This window comes from Pseudomonas sp. 21615526, assembly GCF_013386245.1.
Taxonomy (GTDB): domain Bacteria; phylum Pseudomonadota; class Gammaproteobacteria; order Pseudomonadales; family Pseudomonadaceae; genus Aquipseudomonas.
Map to the genome: position 1 here is coordinate 1 of NZ_JACAOM010000192.1, position 3151 is coordinate 3151.

4 protein-coding genes are annotated in these 3151 nt (G+C 59.3%); 3 read left to right on the forward strand and 1 reads right to left on the reverse strand.

Going from position 1 to position 3151, the window contains the following annotated elements; all coding sequences use genetic code 11:
• Positions 1-1119: oxygen-independent coproporphyrinogen III oxidase (gene hemN, locus HX786_RS30655; protein ID WP_178913039.1), on the forward strand; the 1119-nt coding region annotated here is incomplete at its 5' end.
• 7 nt (positions 1120-1126) lie between these two features.
• Here the strand turns inward: hemN and HX786_RS30660 are convergent.
• Positions 1127-1603, reverse strand: coding sequence for a hypothetical protein (locus HX786_RS30660; protein ID WP_003219041.1), 477 nt, complete (start codon positions 1601-1603; stop codon positions 1127-1129).
• A gap of 154 nt (positions 1604-1757) precedes the next feature.
• Here HX786_RS30660 and fnr point away from each other — a divergent pair, with 154 nt between their 5' ends.
• Both fnr and HX786_RS30670 read left to right on the forward strand, forming a co-directional pair.
• Complete coding sequence (gene fnr / locus HX786_RS30665; protein ID WP_003219044.1) at positions 1758-2492, forward strand: fumarate/nitrate reduction transcriptional regulator Fnr; 735 nt, start codon at positions 1758-1760, stop codon at positions 2490-2492.
• An 80-nt stretch (positions 2493-2572) separates the two neighbouring features.
• Entirely contained in the window at positions 2573-3121 is a 549-nt protein-coding gene (locus HX786_RS30670; RefSeq protein ID WP_003219046.1) for an adenine phosphoribosyltransferase, read from the forward strand.
• Positions 3122-3151 lie beyond the last annotated feature (30 nt).

A 3151-nucleotide genomic window follows, 5' to 3' on the forward strand; every position in this document is an offset into this window, starting at 1 on the left:
CGCCTGGAGCAGGAAATCCAGTTGGTGGCGTGCCACCTCGATCCCAAACAGCCGGTCGAGCAGCTGCACTTCGGCGGCGGCACCCCGACCTTTCTCAGCCATGACGAGCTGCGTCAGGTCATGGGCCGCCTGCGCCAGCACTTCAACCTGCTGGACGATGACTCCGGCGACTACGGGATTGAAATCGACCCACGGGAAGCCGACTGGGCGACCATGGGCCTGCTGCGTGAACTGGGGTTCAACCGCGTCAGTATCGGCGTGCAGGACCTGGACCCCGAAGTGCAGCGTGCGGTGAACCGCCTGCAAAGCCTGGAAGAAACCCGCGCAGTGATTGACGCAGCGCGCACCCTGCAGTTTCGTTCGATCAATATCGACCTGATCTACGGTTTGCCCAAGCAGACACCGCTGAATTTCGCACGCACCGTGGAAGAAGTCATCAGCCTGCAACCGGACCGCCTCTCGGTGTTCAACTACGCACACCTGCCGGAACGGTTCATGCCCCAGCGACGGATCAACACCGACGACCTGCCCTCCCCGGCGGAAAAACTGCTGATGCTGCAAACCACCATCGAGCAGTTGACCCGGGCGGGCTACCGCTACATCGGCATGGACCACTTTGCCCTGCCGGACGACGAATTGGCCGTCGCCCAGGAAGAAGGCACGCTGCAACGCAACTTCCAGGGCTACACCACCCACGGGCATTGCGATTTGATCGGGCTTGGGGTGTCGGCGATCAGCCAGATCGGCGACCTGTACTGCCAGAACAGCAGCGACCTGAACCACTACCAGAACGCCCTCGCCGGCGCGCAACTGGCCACCAGCCGTGGGTTGTTATGCACCACGGATGACCGGTTGCGACGGGAAGTGATCCAGCAGCTGATCTGCACGTTCAGCCTGAATTTCGAGAAGATCGAACAGGCCTTCAACATCGATTTTCGCGGCTATTTCGACGAACTCTGGCCGCAACTGGAGGCGATGACCGAGGACGGACTGATCGAACTCGACCCACAGGGCATCCGCGTATTGCCGGCGGGGCGCCTGCTGGTACGCTCGGTGTGCATGGTGTTCGATGCCTATCTGGAGCACCAGAATCGGCAACGATTTTCGCGGGTAATCTGAACCTGTCCTACTTCGCCAGCAGGGCCATCGCTTCCAGCTGCGACTCGGGAGACTCGTCCTTCAAGGCCTTGGTCAACTGCGATTGGGCCGTCATCAAGCCGGCCTGTAATGTCGCGATATCACTCTGCAAGGCGGCCACTCTGGCCTGCCTTGCCTGCGGGGTCTTTGAGGCGTCGGACATGGCAGCTGAGAGCTGAGCCATCTTCTCGGCGAGCTGTTTTCTCATCTCGCGAATCATTTTCAACAGCTGCTTGATGTTGTCTTTCAGGTTGCTGTCGTCAATGTCCTTGTTGGAGTTGGTGCTGGCCTTGGAGGCTTTCAGCCCCGCCCCCGAGATATCCACCACCAGTCCTTGGGGCTTGGTGTCAGTGGCCCGATCGGTCGAAGACGCCTGGTCTTTATCGTCTGCAGCGGGGTCTTTTTTCGCATCAGGCACGGTTAGCGAAGAAACAATGGCAGGGTTGGTTGCGCCAATGGAAAGCATGATCTGAGCCTCCAGCTCTAGGAGTGACAATCTTGTATCGACCTCGATACAAAATTCTTTATACCGCTGCTGCTTTTCTGTACACGCTGGCCTGATTGCCCCCCGGTGCGTTACCCTTACGTCTTATGTGTGTTTTCCCACAAGGATTTAAGAAATGTCCGAGCCAGTTAAACTGCGCGCTCATAGCCAGGCTCATTGCAAGGATTGCAGCCTGGCCCCCCTCTGCCTGCCACTTTCGTTGAATCTGGAAGACATGGAAGCGCTGGACGAGATCGTTAAACGCGGTCGCCCACTGAAAAAAGGCGAGTTCCTGTTTCGCCAGGGCGACAAGTTTGACTCCGTTTATGCAGTACGTTCTGGCGCGCTGAAAACCTTCAGCCTGAGCGATGGCGGCGAAGAACAGATCACCGGCTTCCACCTGCCGAGCGAACTGGTCGGACTGTCGGGCATGGACACTGAGATTCACCCCGTGTCGGCCCAGGCCCTGGAAACCACATCGGTGTGTGAAATCCCGTTCGAACGCCTGGATGAACTGGCCCTGCAGCTGCCGCAATTGCGTCGCCAGTTGATGCGCGTGATGAGCCGGGAAATCCGCGACGACCAACAGATGATGCTGTTGTTGTCGAAGAAAACCGCCGACGAGCGTATTGCCACTTTCCTGGTCAACCTTTCCGCACGTTTCCGCGCGCGGGGTTTCTCGGCCAACCAGTTCCGCCTGAGCATGTCGCGCAACGAAATCGGCAACTACCTGGGCCTGGCGGTGGAAACCGTGTCCCGGGTATTCACCCGCTTCCAGCAGAACGAGTTGATTGCGGCCGAAGGCAAGGAAGTGCATATCCTCGACCCGATCCAGCTCTGCGCATTGGCTGGCGGTTCGCTCGACGGTTGATCCAGACGCTTGCGGCCGAGCCAATCGGCTGGGCCGCAGGTATACTTCGAGTCCGCTTTCCTCCCCAGGACTCCTCGACGATGGTCTTCGATTCGTTCGACATCAAATCCCTGATTCGCCCAGTCATCGACTTCCCCAAGCCTGGGGTGATCTTTCGCGATATCACGCCGCTGTTCCAGTCGCCCAAGGCCTTGCGCCTGGTGGCCGACACCTTCGTACACCGCTACGTCGAAGCCGACTTCACCCACATCGGCGCGATGGATGCCCGGGGCTTCTTGATCGGTTCGATCATTGCCTATCAGTTGAACAAACCGCTGATCCTGTTCCGCAAGCAAGGCAAATTGCCGGCTGACGTGCTGGCCGAGAGTTACCAGACCGAATACGGCGAAGCCTTCCTGGAAGTGCACGCCGACAGCCTGTGTGAAGGTGATTCGGTGCTGATGTTCGATGACCTGATCGCCACCGGCGGCACGCTGATCGCAGCGGCCAACCTGGCCCGGCGCATGGGCGCACGGATTTTCGAAGCGGCGGCGATCATTGACCTGCCGGAGCTGGGTGGGTCCCAGCGCCTGGAAGACATGGGCATTGCGACGTTCTGCCTGACGCAGTTTGCCCTGACAGACCAATAACCCCGGGACTCGTGTGGCGAGGGAGCTTGC